The 15,640-nt window shown below is 54.8% G+C and carries 11 protein-coding genes and 1 pseudogene; 1 reads left to right on the top strand and 11 read right to left on the bottom strand.

All coding sequences use genetic code 11. The features are described from left to right. Positions 1-173: 173 nt before the first annotated feature. Positions 174-1,157 carry a VirK/YbjX family protein gene (locus CKQ53_RS10960; RefSeq protein WP_094117701.1) on the top strand — a complete coding sequence of 328 codons (984 nt, stop codon included), beginning with the start codon at positions 174-176 and terminating at the stop codon, positions 1,155-1,157. A gap of 478 nt (positions 1,158-1,635) precedes the next feature. Here the strand turns inward: CKQ53_RS10960 and CKQ53_RS10955 are convergent. The 11 genes and pseudogenes from CKQ53_RS10955 to CKQ53_RS10905 form a co-directional block, all read right to left on the bottom strand. Beyond that, positions 1,636-3,779, bottom strand: a pseudogene (locus tag CKQ53_RS10955) (YjbH domain-containing protein). After that, the gene (locus tag CKQ53_RS10950; protein ID WP_094117699.1) at positions 3,779-4,558 is read right to left on the bottom strand and encodes a capsule biosynthesis GfcC family protein; all 780 of its coding nucleotides are present in this window, start codon (positions 4,556-4,558) and stop codon (positions 3,779-3,781) included. Before CKQ53_RS10950 ends, CKQ53_RS10955 begins: the two are co-directional and overlap by 1 nt. A gap of 10 nt (positions 4,559-4,568) precedes the next feature. Next, entirely contained in the window at positions 4,569-5,144 is a 576-nt protein-coding gene (locus CKQ53_RS10945) for a YjbF family lipoprotein (protein WP_322788420.1), read from the bottom strand. A gap of 183 nt (positions 5,145-5,327) precedes the next feature. After that, the gene (locus tag CKQ53_RS10940; protein WP_208640001.1) at positions 5,328-5,579 is read right to left on the bottom strand and encodes a hypothetical protein; all 252 of its coding nucleotides are present in this window, start codon (positions 5,577-5,579) and stop codon (positions 5,328-5,330) included. A 364-nt stretch (positions 5,580-5,943) separates the two neighbouring features. After that, positions 5,944-7,350: an NADP-dependent phosphogluconate dehydrogenase gene (gene gndA / locus CKQ53_RS10935; RefSeq protein WP_085652658.1), complete on the bottom strand. Its 1,407-nt coding sequence runs from the start codon at positions 7,348-7,350 to the stop codon at positions 5,944-5,946. Positions 7,351-7,519: 169 nt separating this feature from the next. Beyond that, the gene (locus tag CKQ53_RS10930) at positions 7,520-8,425 is read right to left on the bottom strand and encodes a sugar phosphate nucleotidyltransferase (RefSeq protein WP_118894987.1); all 906 of its coding nucleotides are present in this window, start codon (positions 8,423-8,425) and stop codon (positions 7,520-7,522) included. 75 nt (positions 8,426-8,500) lie between these two features. Continuing rightward, positions 8,501-9,667, bottom strand: coding sequence for a nucleotide sugar dehydrogenase (locus CKQ53_RS10925; protein WP_085652659.1), 1,167 nt, complete (start codon positions 9,665-9,667; stop codon positions 8,501-8,503). Between the two features lie 98 nt (positions 9,668-9,765). Next, a complete protein-coding gene (locus CKQ53_RS10920) occupies positions 9,766-10,773 on the bottom strand; it encodes an NAD-dependent epimerase (protein ID WP_085652660.1) in 1,008 nt (335 codons plus the stop codon). 218 nt (positions 10,774-10,991) lie between these two features. Next, entirely contained in the window at positions 10,992-12,524 is a 1,533-nt protein-coding gene (locus CKQ53_RS10915; protein ID WP_162896348.1) for a GH39 family glycosyl hydrolase, read from the bottom strand. A 302-nt stretch (positions 12,525-12,826) separates the two neighbouring features. After that, complete coding sequence (cpsG, locus tag CKQ53_RS10910) at positions 12,827-14,194, bottom strand: phosphomannomutase CpsG (RefSeq protein ID WP_094117696.1); 1,368 nt, start codon at positions 14,192-14,194, stop codon at positions 12,827-12,829. A gap of 15 nt (positions 14,195-14,209) precedes the next feature. Further along, on the bottom strand, positions 14,210-15,634 hold the full coding sequence (locus tag CKQ53_RS10905) for a mannose-1-phosphate guanylyltransferase/mannose-6-phosphate isomerase (protein WP_085652663.1): 1,425 nt from the start codon (positions 15,632-15,634) through the stop codon (positions 14,210-14,212). Positions 15,635-15,640: the final 6 nt, after the last annotated feature.

Below are 15,640 nucleotides of genomic sequence, written 5' to 3'. Positions count from 1 at the left end.
TTATCGTCCTTATACTTCATCATCATTAGTGCTATTAACCTGCCAAGAATGGGCTTGCATCTTTATTATTATTTTCCGCCATCCATTTCTTTTTATTCGCGGGAGAAATAAGGAAAACACCCCATTTTTCGAAAAAAACATGACAAGAAAACGTTAAACATCGCGTGGAGTCTATGAAAAAAATATCCAGAGCGTCGCTGTTTCTTCAGCTACTGAGCGGGCATTTCCGGTCTGAAAGAATATGGTTTGAGAATAAGATAAAAGCGAAGTTTTTGTTGCGGTCGCTGATGCTACCTTTGCCTACCTATTACTTTCTGGGCGGGATATGCGCCATGCCTTGCATGCAGCGATTAGTGAAAACACATCCCTGCCTGCCCACGAAAATTCATCGCCCTTACCTGTATGTCGGGCTTAATGCGACCGAGCGGGCTAAAGCGATTTGCCATCACTATACCTTCGTGGAAAGCCTGTCTTTACCACGTCTGCATGATGCATTGCTCAGCGAAACGCCGTGTCGTCTGGCCGAATTTTACGGTAAGGAAGGCGAAAAGTTCACTATCGTCAGCAGCGTGTGGCGGTATGACAAAGAGGGGGAAACGACGCTGCAGATAGGGATGGAGGAGACGACGCTTATCTCATTATCGTTCAGTATCGTTAATGTCTTGGGTCAACCCGCCATTGTTATCGGCGGCCTGCAGGGTAAAGGCAAGCAAACGACCCGAGACCTGATCAAACAGGCAACTAAGGCCTGCCATGGTCTATTCCCCAAGCGGTTGTTGATTGAGAGCCTGCTGACACTGGCCGATCTCGCCGGAATTCGTCGCGTGCTGGCCGTCGGCGATGGTAGCCATGTTTATCAAAGCCAACGTTATCATCGCAGCAAAAAAAACGTGCTGTTTTGCAGCTACGATGAGTTCTGGACCTCGCTGGATGCAGTCCCAACGCATGACAGCCTCTACCAGCTGCCGCTCCCCATCGCCCGTAAGCCGCTAGAGGCGTTGCCCAGCAACAAACGCGCGCAGTATAGACGCCGCTATCAGTTGATCGATGAGCTGCATGCGCAGCTGGCAGAAAACCTCAGCGCCGAAACGTTTAACAGAGCCGATCAGCTTGAGCGAATGCCTATAAAAAAAGCCAGTGCAAACGCACTGGCCTGAATAAAGGGGTGTCAAATCGTTCGTCGTTCACGCCAGCATCTGCTGGCGTGATGACATTCTCAACCTCTCGGATCCTGGAAATGATGACCGCCGCCATGACCACCGCCACCGCCACCACCGCCGTGACCGCCGCCCCACGGGGGTGGGAAGATGCATCCGCTCAGGGTTGTCAGCAGCGCCAGTACACTTACCAGTTTTAATACTCGTTTCATTTTAACCTCATCTGACTACTGTTTCGCTGCATCATAGTGAAGCCATCCCCCGGCCAACAAGCGTCTTATTCTTAAAAAACCGCCTATTAATAATGGATTAGACTATTTACCATCCATCACCATAAAACTAACAACTTCCTTACATTACCACCCTCAAAAACAGGCGGCTTGCCCAAGGTTTCCAGCAACCGACACGCCCTATGACGACAAAGGCGGCAGGGTGATGTTCCGTCTGCCGCCTTTTCTCCGCCGCTCATATCGGTAGTTTATGGCTGTTGGACAACGTTGTAGAGCACATTGCGACGCTCCAGCATCTGGCCGCCGTCACGCGTTAGCGGCACCCAACCTACTGAACCGCGATTCGTCGTCGGCGAGGCGAAGAGGAGGTTGAACGGTATGGAGACATAGAACCCTTTGGTAAAGCTCCCTTCCCCATACTCTTTGGCGCTGACGTTGGTTTTCGTCGCGAAGGCGCCCGCGACAATACCGCTGTCAAACCGGCGAGACAGATCGACGGTCACGCCTTTATCTCCCGCCAGATAGCGACCGACGCTGACCTTAGCCAGTCCGCCTTTGATAAACGGCAGCTCCCAGTAGGTGGTCAGATGGCCGGTAGCCACGTTGTAGTCAGCAAGGCGCATCGTATCATTCCAATCACGTTGCTTGACGTAGTTCACATCCAGCCCGACCGCCCAGCTTTTGCCATAAGGGCGATACAACATTTCGCCGCCGACGCCGGCGTACATCATCTCCAGATAGCCGCCGTAGATCTGCGTGTACCAGTCCCGCGCCGGATGATCGGTACGCGACAGCTGAAGATTGGTCAGCAATACATCAGATGAGGTGACGTATTCGCGTATCCAGGTACGGACGCGCGGCAGCTTGGTGTCCTGAGGCGGCGTCGTATAGTTGAACTTGTCGTAATTGTTGAACAGGTTGACGTTGACCGTACCGCCCACACTCCAGTGATCGGAGAGGTACAGGTCCGCGTTGGCGTTAGCCGACACCTGATACATGTAGAACGATTCAGCCCCTCCGATGGACTGCGACAGCGCGGGCGCCAGGGAGTATGTCAACCGCTTGGGCTGGGTACGCAGCACTTCCTGGCCTCGCGGCGGCGCTACCGGCTCGACATCATAGGCCTTAGGTTCCGGCTGTCCCAGCGGAGTCGACGCCGTTTGGAGTTGACGGAACGCGTTCGCGTCGACACGCGTGCTGTCCGTCGGCAGATGGCGATTCTCCCTCACAATATGATATTCGCTGACGCTGGCCGGTACATGGTTGGCGAGAACGGTCGCCGCGCGGCTGTTGTACTCAGCGCTATCCGTATATTTGTACTGCGGACTGACGACGGTGACCTGTTTGTCGTCCGTATAAATATCCGGCTGACCAAAACCGGCTTTCTCATCCAGCTCTTTCGCCACACGTTTCCAGTCCGTCCCGCCCTGCGGGTTGCTGACCGGCGCATAAACCGGCGGCGCATCGTCGACATAGTGCGGCCGCAGTTGATTGAAGTTGGTGCGCAGCGTGACCCCCCACATCAACGTGTTGCCCCGCTGCCAGGACAGCGACGTATCCAGAATATCGCCGACCCGATAGACCATGCCAACGTTGATCGGCGAGTCCTGCTTGATACGCTCCCTGCGCCCACGGTCTGCGGCTTCATCGCTGTAATTGTTGCCGTCGTACTCCAGCTTCAGACGCAGCGGATCCCATGGCGTCTGGTATTCGATCCCGCCGAATATCGCCGCCGGTCCGTGGAAAAAATTGTTCACCTCGAACTGCCCGGTATCCGTAGAACTGGTGCGCTGGCAGAAGCTCTCCGTCAACTTACAGGCTGGGTTGGTGATATTGCCACTCTGGGCCATATTTCCCCAGCCGATGCCCAGCGTCAGGTCGAACGGCCCCAGCGCTTGCTGGCCGCCAGATATTCGCTGTCGAACAGGCCGGTCCCCGCGATGTCACGCAGCCCAAGCGAGACCTGAGGCAACCAGCGGTCTTCCTTCCACAGCCGCGCTTTAACGTCGAACCCTTTGTCTTTATAGGTTTGCGAGCCGCTGAAGTTGGGATCGGCGCTATAAAGCCGGGTACGGATATCGGTATAACGCACCGTCGTTTCCAGCCAGTCGAGCAGCTGTAAGGAAACGGAATAGCGGCGGTACTGATCGTTATCGCGATAGTTGGCGCTGAACTCGCCGGTTTCGGCCATACGCGCGGTCGGCATTTGCAGCAGGCCCACGCCGCCAAAGTCGGTTTGAGACACGCCAGCAGGCTGGTAATAGTGATTCTGGTTGGTCGCCTCGGGAATTTGAGGCGTCGAGTTTGCCGCATCCGCCAACGCCGACGTGCTGAAAACGCTGCCGATCGCCAGAGAGAGGCAATTCAGTCTGAGAGTATTGTTTTTAGCCATTAGTGTGGGATCCGGTTCGCGAGATAATCGGCAATCTGCTCGTTAAGCGAGGACATCTCTTCGGGCAAAATGGCGGGATCAAAGCCGATAAACAGCGTTTCCCCCGCAGCGGGTTCATTATGTTGACGATTCCACATCGCCAGCGGCACCTTGCGCCACGTCCCCGCTCCTGAAATCAGATACCCCGTGTTTTTATCGCCGCCGGGCAGAAAACGTCGGCCCTGAAGATAATGTTCAACCGACCAGCCAGAGCGCAGCGGAAGATCTTTAAATACCTGAGCCGTACCGATATCAATGTCCGTACGAATCAGACCGAACAGGAATAGCTGTTTGGAATAAGGGGCGAGATAGAGCTGATAGTCTCCGACCAGCGGACGGTTGCTTTGCAAGCTCAGCCGCACCCGGTCTGGGTCGAGCTCCGTCGGGATTCGGCCGGCGACAGGGACCTGCTTGAGCGCCTGCGCGACATACCAGGCTGCGATGGCGTAATCGCCATCACCGCGATCGCGCCACCACAGTTGCAAGCGATAGAGGTGATCCTGCAACGTCTGACCTTGCGCGGCGACTCGGGAGGTCATCGCCGGGTTGGTGATCAACGCGTTCTGCCAGTTAACGTCCGCAGGGAAAGGCGTTTTAGCATAAAACTGATCCAAACGAACACCGTCTTCCAGCACCACAGAGTCTAATGTGCGATCGCCATATTTTACCGTAAGCTGCGCCGCGCCGACCGTTCCGGTCATCAACATCAGCATGGCGGCCAGCCGATTGTGTAGCAACATAGAAGCGTCCTTACAGTGACTGAGCGTAGGATTTCAAAGCGGTAAACTGAACCAGCGCCATATCCGGCCCCATGTATTGACGGCTCTGCATCACCTGACCGGTGCTCGCATTCACCCAATACTGGTTGGTATAACGTTTGTTCAACGCGGGAACGGTCACGAGCTCATCAAAGCGCACGGTTTGATAGGTTCTGCCGAGGATAACCAGCGGCTCGCGGCCGCGGTTTTCGAACGAGGACTGCAGTTCATAGCTGCCGCGCATGACCTGCGACCAACTGACCTCAGTCTGCCAGCGCATGGGCGTCCCGGCTTTCAGCAGCCCCAGATGCAATGGATCGTGCTCCTGATTGGCGACATGCTGGATGTCTTCGCCAAACCCTTGCGTTTTCACCACGCGCCCGTCATGGGTGGCGACCATGTTTTTGTCCGCGGCCACCCACTTCAGTAGTCCATTTTCCGCGAACGCCAACACCATGAAGGCGCGCGGCGCCTCGCCGACCTTGATATAGGCCGAGGCATACGGCACCTTCGCCACCTGCTGCGGCGTAAGGTTGGTATCGTCCTGCCCCCAGATAGCCAGCTTCATTGTTTGACTCAATAAAGCGAATTGTTGCGAACACCCCATCAACATTAACGAAAAAAGTGGAATAGCAATCAGCGCACGGGTTCTGCCACCTGATAGAATTTTTATCATCGCTCTGGTTCTCGCCTGAATCCCCTGAAGCAAAAGAAAGGCCACCTAAGTGGCCTTATTATTATCTCAATCCCATTAACCCTGGGTTGATGTGACTGTAGAGGTACTCGTACCCGTGCTATTAGACGTGCTGCTATCATTCGCAGTCGCCACGGTAGCAGCAGCAACGGCAGCCGCCGCTACGCCGACACCGGCCGCCGTAGACGAACCGACGGCAGCGGAAGCGGCGCCAGCGCCACCCGCATCCCCCAGCAATTCGCCCACAGCAGCATATACACTGGAGGACATGGCCAAGGCCAGTACCGCAGTCATTAACGTTTTTTTCATCACAATTTCCTTCTTTCCTAGGAAGTACTTCAGGACAGGAGAAGACCACACTCATGGCTTTTCCTGCCCTACTTTTCAGCTGATTTCTCAGCCAAATCGGGCATTCACTGTCCTTAAACTCGGGGGTATCACCATAATGAAAACGACGTTACATCATGATGCATGTAACAACTGCGTAGCCTTGAATTAAATAAGTACAAAAATAGAGATGTGTGTTAACAACATACAGGAAGGGAATGACGTTTCTCTTAAAAGTTTTACTGCATATTATTTTTTCGGAGCTGTCCGATAAGAAACGAAGGGTACGACAAAAAGTGAAACAACCGGGCGGTAGACGCCCGGTTGGAGAGTATCAACGCGGCGTTTAGTCCAACCATTCGGTGTGGAATACGCCTTCTTTATCCGTACGTTTGTAGGTGTGAGCGCCGAAATAGTCTCGCTGAGCCTGAATCAGGTTCGCCGGCAGCACTTCAGAGCGGTAGCTGTCGTAGTACGCGATCGCCGCCGAGAAGGTCGGAACCGGGATACCGTGCTGTACCGCGTACGCGACCACATCACGCAGCGCCTGCTGGTATTCGTCCGCGATCTGCTTGAAGTACGGCGCCAGCAGCAGGTTGGCGATAGCCGCATTCTGCGCGTAAGCGTCTGTAATTTTTTGCAGGAACTGGGCGCGAATAATGCAGCCCGCGCGGAAGATCTTGGCGATTTCGCCGTAGTTCAGATCCCAGCTGTTCTCTTCTGATGCCGCTTTGAGCTGAGAGAAGCCCTGCGCGTAAGAGACAATTTTGCCCAGATACAATGCGCGGCGCACTTTCTCAACGAACTCCGCCTTGTCGCCAGCAAATGCCTGAGCGGCAGGGCCGGACAGCACTTTAGACGCAGCAACGCGCTGAGATTTCAGCGAAGACAGGTAGCGAGCGAATACGGATTCGGTGATCAGCGACAGGGGTTCGCCCAGATCCAGCGAACTCTGGCTCGTCCATTTACCGGTGCCTTTATTCGCGGCTTCATCCAGAATGACGTCGACCAGATATTTTCCGTCTTCATCCTTTTTGGTGAAGATGTCGGCGGTGATCTCGATCAGGTAGCTGCTCAGCTCGCCTTTGTTCCATTCAGAGAAGGTGGTGGCCAGCTCTTCGTTGCTCAGGTTCAGCGCCTGCTTCAACAAAGAATAGGCTTCCGCGATCAGCTGCATGTCGCCGTATTCGATGCCGTTGTGCACCATTTTCACGTAGTGACCCGCGCCGTCAGCGCCGATATAGGTCACACAGGCTTCGCCTTCCGCGCGTGCGGCGATTTTTTCCAGAATAGGCGCAACCAGCTCGTAAGCTTCTTTCTGACCACCAGGCATGATGGACGGGCCTTTCAGCGCCCCTTCCTCGCCGCCGGACACGCCGGTGCCGATGAAGTTAAAGCCTTCGGCAGACAGTTCACGGTTGCGACGGATGGTGTCTTTGTAGAAGGTGTTGCCACCGTCTATCAGGATGTCGCCTTTTTCCAGATAGGGTTTGAGAGAAGCGATGGTTTTATCCGTGGCTTCACCCGCTTTGACCATTAACAGGATACGACGCGGCTTCTCCAGGGATTCCACGAATTCCTGAACGGTGTAGCAAGGCACCAGCTTTTTACCGGGATTTTCTGCAATCACCTCATCGGTTTTATCAGCAGAACGGTTAAAGACAGAGACGGTATAGCCACGGCTTTCAATGTTCAGCGCCAGATTGCGCCCCATTACCGCCATACCGACAACGCCTATTTGCTGTTTGGACATTAAAGCAACTCCTGTTTGAAGGGTAACCTACCCGGGTCGCGGCTGGCGCGCCACAGGCAATCAAAAGCAGGCTGCCATGGTAACTCAGCTCTTATCGAGTGGGTAGTAATTGGTTCGATAGGATAGGGTCCCGCCCGGCATAAATACAGGCCTGGGCGGGAAGCTGTCGTCAGGCTGAGTGTTTAGCCAGCAGCTTTTCGATATTTTTCTTGAACGCCTTGCCCAACCCCGGATTACGCAACCCGTAAGAGACGAAGGCCTGAGCATAGCCCAGCTTACGACCGCAGTTGAAGCTACGACCCGCCATTTCCACCGCGTCCACCTGCTGAGTTTTGATCAGCTCGGCAATCGCGTCCGTCAGCTGAATACGGCCCCACGCGCCCGGCAGGATGTTGTTAATGATGGGCCAGGCGTCCGCCGTCAGCACGTAACGGCCAACCGCAGACAGGTCGGACCCTTCCACACGCGCCAGCTTGGGTTTTTCAATCATCGACGTGATAGCCGACGTCGCGCCCGGCTGGGTCAGCGGCTGCTCGCATTCGACCACCGAGTATTCCGGCAGCGCTTCATACGGGCGATGCTTCACCAGCACCTGGCTATGGCCGGTCTCTTCGAAGCGCGCCACCAGACGAGCCAGGTTTTCCGCGGACTGATCCGCGGAGCTCTCATCCAGCACGACGTCCGGCAGAACGACCACAAACGGCGCATTGCCGACAATCGGATAGGCGCAGGAAACCGCATGCCCTAACCCCAGCGTCTGCCCCTGACGCACGTTCATGATGGTCACGCCCGGCGGGCAGATGGCCTGCACTTCTTCCAGCAGCTGACGCTTGGCGCGTTCTTCCAGCAAGGATTCCAGCTCGAACGACGTATCGAAATGGTTTTCGATGGCATTTTTCGACGCGTGCGTCACCAGCACAATCTCTTTGATGCCCGCGTTGGCGCACTCTTTTACGATTTTTTCGATTACCGGGCGATCCACCAGCGGCAGCATCTCTTTAGGAATCGCTTTGGTTACCGGCAACAGGTTCATACCCAGCCCGGCAACGGGAATCACTGCTTTTAATGTCGTCATCTATCGCTCTCTTAAACAGTCAGCCATTTCCGTGGCACTTCCCTAGCCGTGCCACACACTCTCTTAACCTTATACCTAATCTGAGCCAAAGAGATCGCGGGTAAAGACTTTTTCCACAACATCAGACAATTCCGGTGCCATGCGGTTGGAAAGAATCACGTCGGAAATCTGCTTGAACTCCTCCAGATCCTTAATGACCTGGGAGTGGAAGAAGTTGTCTTCTTTCAGCGCCGGTTCGAAAACCACGACCTCGATCCCTTTCGCCTTAATACGTTTCATCACGCCCTGAATGGCCGAGGCGCGGAAGTTATCCGATCCACTTTTCATCACCAGACGGTAGACGCCCACGACGGTAGGATTGCGCTTAATCACCGCATCGGCGATGAAGTCTTTACGCGTAGTATTGGCGTCCACAATCGCGCGGATCAGATTGTTGGGCACCGCTTCGTAGTTAGCCAACAGCTGCTTGGTATCCTTCGGCAGGCAGTAGCCGCCATAGCCGAACGAAGGGTTGTTGTAGTGCTGTCCGATACGTGGATCCAGCCCAACGCCTTCAATGATCTGCTTGCTGTCCAACCCCAGCGTCTGGGCATAGGTATCCAGCTCGTTGAAGTACGCGACGCGCATCGCCAGATAAGTATTGGCGAACAGCTTGATGGCCTCGGCTTCGGTGGAGTCGGTAAACAGCACCTGAATGTCGGTTTTGATCGCGCCTTCCACCAACAGATGGGCAAAAGTTTCCGCGCGCTCCGAACGTTCGCCGATGACAATGCGCGAAGGGTACAGGTTATCGTACAGCGCCTTGCCTTCTCGCAGGAATTCCGGCGAGAAGATGATGTTATCGGTCTCGAACTCTTCCCTCAGCTGACGGGTGTAGCCGACGGGAACGGTCGATTTGATGATCATCACCGTATCCGGATTGTGCGCCAGCACATCACGAATGACCGCTTCGACCGAACTGGTGTTGAAGTAGTTGGTCTTCGGGTCATAGTCCGTCGGGGTGGCGATGATGACGAAATCGGCGTCTTGATAAGCCGCAGCAGGATCCTGCGTGGCCCGGAAATTGAGCGCCGGATTACGCAGGAAATCTTCGATTTCCTTGTCGACGATAGGTGAAACACCTTTGTTAAGCATGTCGACCTTCTCGGCAACGATATCCAGCGCAATCACTTCATTGTGCTGCGCCAGCAGCATCGCATTCGACAAGCCGACGTAGCCGGTACCTGCAATCGCAATTTTCATTTTCAAATCACACTAATCCAACGTGGCATAGAACTAAAATCACAGAAGAAATGGCCGTGCGGCAGCGAAAACCGGCCGCTCGCGCTTCATCGACTCGCTCAGAGACGGTAGAAGTCGCGATACCAGTCAACAAACGCCTGCACGCCTTCGGCGACTTCCACCTGTGGGCGATAACCTGTCGTCGCAAAGAGGTCGTCGGTATCGGCATAGGTCTGATACACGTCGCCTGCTTGCATCGGCATGAAGTTTTTCTTCGCTTCAATTCCCAGCGCATTTTCTAGCGCCGTCACAAAATCCATCAGCTTGACCGGGCTGCCGTGGCCGATGTTGTACACGCGATAAGGCGCCGAGCTATTTGCCGGCGAACCGCTTTCCACCCGCCACGACGGGTCGGGCTGTGGAATCACATCCGCGACACGCAGTACGCCTTCCACGATATCGGTGACGTAGGTGAAATCGCGGCGCATGTCGCCGTGATTGTAAATATCGATCGGCTCGCCGTTCAGGATGTTCTTGGTGAACTTGAACAGGGCCATATCCGGTCGACCCCACGGGCCGTAGACGGTAAAAAAGCGCAGACCGGTGGTCGGCAGGCCGTACAGATGCGAATAGGCATGCGACATCAGCTCATTGGATTTTTTGGTGGCCGCATACAGCGACACCGGGTGATCCACGCTGTCCGCCGTTGAGAACGGCGTTTTATTATTCAGTCCGTAGACGGAGCTGGATGACGCATAAACCAGATGACCAACGCCATGATGGCGGCACCCTTCCAGCACATTGACGTGACCGGTCAGATTGCTCTGCGCATACGCCAGCGGATTTTCCAACGAGTAACGTACGCCCGCCTGGGCCGCCAGATGGATCACACGATCAAATTTCTCCGCCGCAAACAACGCATGTACTGCCTTATCATCCGCGATATCCAGCTTCTCAAAACGGAAGTTGTCCAGCGGCAGCAGTTCGGCCAGGCGCGCCTCTTTGAGAGAGACAGCATAGTAGTCGTTGAGATTATCTATTCCGACAACCTCGTGCCCGGCGGCACACAGCGACTGGCAAACATAAAAACCGATAAAACCGGCGGCTCCGGTGACAAGGAATTTCATCAGATGACTCATTGTTGTGGGTGAGATGAATCTGCGAATGATACCACCGAACGGTTTGATGCCGAATCGGAACATTGGAAGGTCTTGCGCCGATAACCCCTTCACCCGGTTAATAAAAATGCAGTCTGCCGCGACGCCTCCGTGAAGACGTCTTTCACGTCCGGCGCGGAGACGGCCCTGCCGCCATCATTCATCCGGCGTCGTTGATACCCGACGCATTATTCACTCAGATAACGCGGGATCGGCCCCAGCGTCCAGGTCTTGCCGTCGATATCCGTCTGATTACCCTGCCAGTCCGTCTGCACTTTTTTGCCACCGTTCAGCGGCACTACTTTTTTCTCTAGCCCCACCGTCCACCCCACCAGCAGATCTTTGCTGCCGTTGGAGAAGCGGTAGACCTTGACGTCCGGGGCATCCACTACGACCTTTTTGAAATCCATGCCGGTCAGCATGTGATTCATCACCGCCATCGCGCTATAGGCGGGTTTCGGCGTGTAGTCCTGATAGAGCAAACCAAAATTGTGCTCTTTGTTGGTGCCGTTCGCGCCATCGTTCACGAAGTCATACCAAAACGTGCTTTGAATGATGTTATGGCGCTGGGACTCGATCAACGTACGCAGCAGGAAAGCGGCCTGAGCGGCTTCGCCGTTGGCATACGGAATGGTCGTCGACGGCCAGCCGATCTCGGTGACATACACCGGCGGGAACTGGCTGGCCGGGCGTTTTTCCTGCTTGATGTGGCTTTCCATCAGCCGGGAAACGCTGCCGACGTTGACGCGTCCCCCCATCGGGGTAAACGGCGAATTTTTGGCGGGGTAGCCTTTGTCCGGGTCGAACGGCGACATATAAGGGTGGATGCTGAAGGCATCCATATACGCCTTACCGCCATATTTAAAAATCCCGCCCGCACAGTCGCCGCCCGCCCCGCCGCCGGATCCGCCGCCGCCGCAGGCAATCACCGTCGCGTCTTTATCCACGCCTTTCACGGCGGTATACACCTGCTTCAAAAACGCCGTATAGCCTTCCCAATCCTTGGTGCCGAAGGTTTGGGGACGCGGCTCATTCCACACTTCCCAGTGTTTCACCGTCTCGCGATAGCGGGATACCGTATTTTTGGCATAGTTGGCGAAGTGCTCGGCGTTGCCGGCGATAGGACCGGAATAGACGCGTTCATTGGCGTAATCCAGCACTACCAGCGGTTTGACCTGTAGCTGACTCGCCAGTCGAAGATAGTTGTCTACGTAGTTGGGATAGGCGAAACGCGCTTTGCTTTTTTCCACCGTGCTCCACGGAATTTCATCGCGGATCCAGCCGATACCCGCTGCCTGCACCAGCGGCATCGCCTTATTCGCGTCCCAACGCCCCTGGCCGAAATGGGTGTTTACGCCCACCGCATCGTTGAGCGGGCCGACGGGCGGAATGAGCGCAACGTTACGTTCATCGAGCTTTTTGTCATTGCCGTCGATAATGTTGATTTTATACAGGCCCAGCGCCGGAAACGTGATATCGACGTTAGGCGAAATTTCGCCGCCATTGTCACTACTCCGAAGGACTTTTTTGAAGAACGGGATCGCCAGAAGGTTACCGAGATCGTCATATTGATAAGCCTCGACGACCGCCCCGTCATCAGGCAGCCTCTGCAACGCGAAATGCTTGGTCGTGAGATCGCTGTATATATATTTATTGTTATCGCTGAAGTAATCCGGTTCGCTTTTCTCTGCCGCCTGCGCGGCAAAAGATGTGAAAGCCAAAGATGACAATAAATATAAACACACGGACGTTTGCTTGAAGTTCTGCATACTGGCCTCTCACCTACCCATTAGTGGTCCGCGTACGGCAAATGCGGCTCAATGACACGACATCGATACTGACGCGCGACAACCGCGCGATACCCCATGTCTACTCGTTCAGTCTTTGATCCTCAGGCTGGCGCATCCACACCCGCCAGCCTGTGGTTTCAGTCCACGTCTTGCCGTGAGGCCCAGCAATCCGCCCGCGTCGCGTCCCTTCGACATGAGGGCGGAAAAAGAGACCGAGGCCTCGCGTGATAAGGCTATTCGGCAAGCATCGCCAGAATTTCATCCGTTTTCTGTTTCATCAGCGGGATGTCATTCTTCGACTCGACGTTGAGGCGTACCACCGGCTCCGTATTGGAAGAGCGCAGATTGAAGCGCCAGGCGCCGAAAGACATGCTGATGCCATCCGTCTCGTCAATAGCCTCTGCCGTCGCGGCATAGTGCGCTTTAACTTTGTTGATCGAGATGGCCGGCTGTTTCAGGGTCACGTTGATTTCACCGGACGAGGGATAGGCCTCGATGCGGGACTTCACCATCTCCGCCAGCGGCTGCTGCTTCACGCTTAACAATTCCGCCACCAGCAGCCACGGGATCATCCCGCTGTCGCAGTAGAAGAAATCGCGGAAGTAATGGTGCGCGCTCATTTCGCCGCCGTAGATGGCATCTTCAGACCGCATACGCTCTTTAATAAAGGCATGACCGGTTTTCGACATCACCGGATAACCGCCGGAGGTGGTGACGATATCCTCGGTATTCCAACTGAGGCGAGGATCGTGAATGATTTTACTGCCGGGATTTTTCTGCAGGAACGCTTCGGCCAACAGCCCGACGATGTAATAGCCCTCGATGAAGTTGCCCTGATTATCGAACAGGAAGCAACGGTCGAAGTCGCCGTCGAACGCGATCCCCATGTCGGCGCCCGTTTCACGCACGGCGTTCGCGGTATCGGCGCGGCACTCAGGAAGCAACGGGTTGGGAATGCCGTTCGGGAAGTGGCCGTCAGGCTGATGATGCACCTTGATGAATTCCACCGGCACGTTCTTCTGTTTGAATATCGCCTCGATCGCATCAATAACGTGCCCTGCCGCCCCGTTCCCGGAGTTCACGACCAGTTTCAGCGGCGTCAGGTTATCCAGGTTGATGTAGGAAAGAATATGCTCGACGTAAGCCGGAAGCGTATTCTCTTTGCGGTAGCTACCGCGGGGACGTCCATCGTTGGAAAATGCGTTGCTTTCCGCCATGCGCTGCACTTCGCGCAGTCCGGTATCGCCGCTGATCGGCCGCGAGTTTTCACGCACCAGTTTCATCCCGTTGTAGTTGATCGGGTTATGGCTGGCGGTCACTTCAATACCGCCGTCCATTTTCAGATGCGAGGTGGCGAAATAAATCTCTTCCGTGCCCGACAGGCCGATATCGATCACATCGGTGCCCGCATCCTGTAGCCCTTTGGCCAGCGCCAACTTCAGGCTTTCGCTGGTCAGGCGGACATCGCTGCCAAGCACAACCGCTTTAGGCTTCAGATAGTCACCGTAAGCGCGGCCAATCCGGTAAGCGATATCCTCATTGAGTTCTTCGCCCAACTTCCCGCGGATGTCATATGCTTTGAAGCAGGTCAACTGATCCATTACCGATACCCTCTCTTAAACGCGACCGTAGCGATCTTTCAATCTGACGATGTCGTCTTCCGTTATGTGATGCCCCGAACGTACCTCGATCATGATCAGGTCGATCTGCCCGGGATTTTCCAGCGTATGTACGCTATTCGTCGGGATCACCGTGGACTGGTTCTCCGACAGATAAAATTCTTTGTTATCCACGACCACTTTCGCCGTGCCGCTGACCACCACCCAGTGCTCTGCACGGTGGTAGTGTCGCTGTAGCGACAGCCCCTGACCCGGATGCACCACGATGCGCTTCACCTGATAACGGTCGCCCGCATCGATATTGGAAATATTGCCCCACGGGCGGAAGGAGTACTGGTGTTCGCGGAAATGGTGGCAGCCTCGATGTTTCAGCTCTTCGACCACTTTTTTGACGTCCTGAACGCGATCTTTACGAGAGATCAACAGCGCGTCGTTGGTGTTGATCACCACGATGTCATCCAGTCCGATGGTGGCGACGAGCGCCGATTCGGAAGAGATGTAGTTGTTGCGGGAGTCAAAGGAGATCACTTCCCCTACATTGACGTTGCCGTTTTCATCTTTGGCGGAGACATCCCAAAGCGAGGACCACGAACCGACGTCGCTCCAGCCGGCATCGATGGGGATCACCACCGCGTCGCTGGTCTTTTCCATCACGGCGTAGTCGATGGAGTCACTCGGGCACTGCGCGAAGCTCTCCGCATCGACCCGGATGAAGTCCAGATCTTTCTGGCTACGTTCGATGCTTTCACGGGTGATCCGATAGATATCCGGGCTATGCTTTTCCAACTCTTCCAGATATTTTCCCGCCTTGAACAGAAACATCCCGCTGTTCCAGCTGTAACCGCCGTTGGCGACATACGCTTCGGCTGTCGCCAAATCGGGTTTCTCGACAAAGGCATCCACGCGGAAGCAGGAGTCCGACAGTCCTTCGCCCTTTTTGATATAGCCATAACCGGTTTCTGGATATTCCGGAATAATGCCAAACGTCACCAGCTGATTATTTGCCGCGTAGTGCATCGCGTCGATAATAGCGGCGTGGAAATGATCTTCTTTCTTAATCAGGTGGTCCGCAGCCAATACCAGCAGCAAACTGTCCGGATCGCTTTGATTCGCCAGATGTGCGGCTAAGGCAACGGCCGGCGCGGTATTTTTTCCCACCGGTTCAAGAATAATATTGTTGTCAATCTTGTCGATTTCTCTTAATTGCTCGGCGACCAGAAAGCGATGGTTTTCATTACAGATAACCAGAGGGGGCTTTATCGATATATTTTCGATCCCTTCAATTCTTGTCACCGTATTTTGCAGCAGACTTCCTACAGATTCGCCAATCGTTAAAAACTGTTTGGGAAATAATTCGCGGGATAAAGGCCATAGACGACTGCCTGTTCCGCCTGCCATTACGACGGGAATAATAGTTAACATAGCGTA

Origin of the sequence: Lonsdalea britannica (assembly GCF_003515985.1) — a bacterium.
GTDB lineage: Bacteria > Pseudomonadota > Gammaproteobacteria > Enterobacterales > Enterobacteriaceae > Lonsdalea > Lonsdalea britannica.
This window is presented reverse-complemented; position numbering and strand designations above follow the sequence as displayed.

Coding starts and splice junctions, on each gene's coding strand:
- CKQ53_RS10960 (WP_094117701.1), top strand. CDS start 174: ATGAAAAAAATATCCAGAGCGTCGCTGTTTCTTCAGCTACTGAGCGGG.
- CKQ53_RS10950 (WP_094117699.1), bottom strand. CDS start 4,558: ATGTTGCTACACAATCGGCTGGCCGCCATGCTGATGTTGATGACCGGA.
- CKQ53_RS10945 (WP_322788420.1), bottom strand. CDS start 5,144: ATGAAGCTGGCTATCTGGGGGCAGGACGATACCAACCTTACGCCGCAG.
- CKQ53_RS10940 (WP_208640001.1), bottom strand. CDS start 5,579: ATGAAAAAAACGTTAATGACTGCGGTACTGGCCTTGGCCATGTCCTCC.
- gndA (WP_085652658.1), bottom strand. CDS start 7,350: ATGTCCAAACAGCAAATAGGCGTTGTCGGTATGGCGGTAATGGGGCGC.
- CKQ53_RS10930 (WP_118894987.1), bottom strand. CDS start 8,425: ATGACGACATTAAAAGCAGTGATTCCCGTTGCCGGGCTGGGTATGAAC.
- CKQ53_RS10925 (WP_085652659.1), bottom strand. CDS start 9,667: ATGAAAATTGCGATTGCAGGTACCGGCTACGTCGGCTTGTCGAATGCG.
- CKQ53_RS10920 (WP_085652660.1), bottom strand. CDS start 10,773: ATGAAATTCCTTGTCACCGGAGCCGCCGGTTTTATCGGTTTTTATGTT.
- cpsG (WP_094117696.1), bottom strand. CDS start 14,194: ATGGATCAGTTGACCTGCTTCAAAGCATATGACATCCGCGGGAAGTTG.
- CKQ53_RS10905 (WP_085652663.1), bottom strand. CDS start 15,634: ATGTTAACTATTATTCCCGTCGTAATGGCAGGCGGAACAGGCAGTCGT.